The sequence below is a fragment of the Streptococcus parasanguinis genome (assembly GCF_001578955.1).
In the GTDB taxonomy this organism is placed as follows: domain Bacteria; phylum Bacillota; class Bacilli; order Lactobacillales; family Streptococcaceae; genus Streptococcus; species Streptococcus parasanguinis_U.
The window spans coordinates 369172-370831 of the sequence record NZ_KQ969689.1 but is presented as its reverse complement, the minus strand read 5'-3'; the positions used below and the strand labels follow the sequence as shown (position 1 = coordinate 370831).

General features: G+C 40.9%; 3 protein-coding genes and 1 pseudogene. All 4 read right to left on the bottom strand.

All coding sequences use genetic code 11. The features are described 5' to 3' along the window. Positions 1 to 208: AAA family ATPase (locus tag SPADD19_RS12330; protein WP_241496396.1), on the bottom strand; the 208-nt coding region annotated here is incomplete at its 3' end. Further along, entirely contained in the window at positions 199 to 900 is a 702-nt protein-coding gene (gene rnc / locus SPADD19_RS01750) for a ribonuclease III (protein ID WP_061455047.1), read from the bottom strand. The genes SPADD19_RS12330 and rnc, both read right to left, overlap by 10 nt. Positions 901 to 999: 99 nt before the next feature. After that, a complete protein-coding gene (locus SPADD19_RS01745) occupies positions 1000 to 1386 on the bottom strand; it encodes a YbaN family protein (protein WP_061455046.1) in 387 nt (128 codons plus the stop codon). 33 nt (positions 1387 to 1419) lie between these two features. Beyond that, a pseudogene (locus SPADD19_RS01740) lies at positions 1420 to 1660 on the bottom strand (hypothetical protein); the annotation flags it as partial.

Genomic DNA, 1660 nt, shown 5'->3' with positions numbered 1-1660 from the left:
CTGTCCCTGCAAAGATGACATCGGGCATTTTGCCCCCACGTAGACTCTTGACACTAGATTCTCCCAGAGCCCAGCGCAAGCTCTCTGTGATATTTGATTTTCCAGATCCATTAGGCCCTACAACGGCAGTGACCCCTTTGTCAAATACGACTTTTGTCTTATCCGCAAAGGATTTAAAGCCTTGGATTTCAATCTCTTTTAGATACATGGGGAATCATTCCTCGTTTCAACTGCATTGCGGGCCGCTTCCTGCTCCGCTAATTTCTTGGAACGACCATGACCATGTCCCATCGTTTGACCGTTCACGAACACTTCTACTTCAAACTCTTTGGCATGAGCAGGACCGGACTCGCTAACCACTTGGTATTGGATCTCCACATCTCCGTGAACCTGTAACAGTTCTTGCAGGCGGGTCTTGTAGTCAATGACTTGAGAAAATTGACCCGTTTCAACCTTTGGAATCATGACCTGATAGATGAAGCGTTTGACTGCTTCCACTCCTTGATCCAGTAAAAGAGCACCTAAAAAAGCTTCAAATAAGTCGCCAAGAATCGTATCACGGTCCCGGCCACCAGATTTTTCTTCGCCTTTGCCTAGTTTGATGAAATGGTCAAATTGGCAATCCCGAGAAAAACCAGCCAGACTTTCTTCACGAACAATCATAGAACGGAATTTAGACAAATCTCCCTCAGGTCTGTTGGGGTGTTCCTTATACAAATATTCGGAAATAACTAATTGAAGAACAGCGTCTCCTAAAAATTCCAAACGTTCGTTATGTGAAATTTTTAAGAGGCGGTGCTCATTGGCATAAGAGGTGTGCGTAAAAGCGGTATCTAATAAACTGCTATCTGAAAAAACGATCTGAAACCGTTCCGATAACAGGGTTTGTAATTTCTCCATGGGAAGCCTACTTTCTAATAAATTTATACTCTTAAGTATACCAAAAAAGAAGCACGAACGCACTTCTTTTCCTAGTTCTAGGGCCTGAATTCTCCAATTTTAATCAGGATTTTCTTCTGTTGGATTTTCGGACTTATTGGGAATCACTTTTAAGAGATAATAGGTGATAAAAATCGTCAAAGCAACTAGAGCAAGCTTCACCCAAATAATCGGGGCCAGATAGATCGAAATCCCCATCAGAATGTAGATCTGAAGAAGGATCCATTTCTTCCGTTCTTTGGCAATCGATTTGGTCTCTCGGTAATCCGCTACATAGGTTTGATAAAGCTTGGTTTGGTAGAGCCAAGTTTCAAAGCGTTTGGAACTTTTAGCAAAGCAGGCCATCGATAGCAATAAAAAGGGAGTCGTCGGTAAAATCGGCAAAGGAATCCCAATAATTCCTAATCCCAAAGACACAAAACCAACCGTAAGATAAACAAGGCGCATTTACTTCTCCTTTGTATGATTCTTTTTTCGTAATCACTCTACTGCGTTCACATCTGACATTCGAAGTACCATCTTAGAAGGGTCTGACATTCCATCGACAATCTTCATTTGCTCCTCGTTCAATGGTAATAATATCATAGTTGCTGTATGAGAGGGTAATTCACCACTATCTTTGATGAAATAACTTACCTTTTGATTATCAAAAATAGTCTTTCCATCATAAGACCAAGAAATTGAAAAATTCAAATCTTTTTTGATATCTACATCTGTCTTA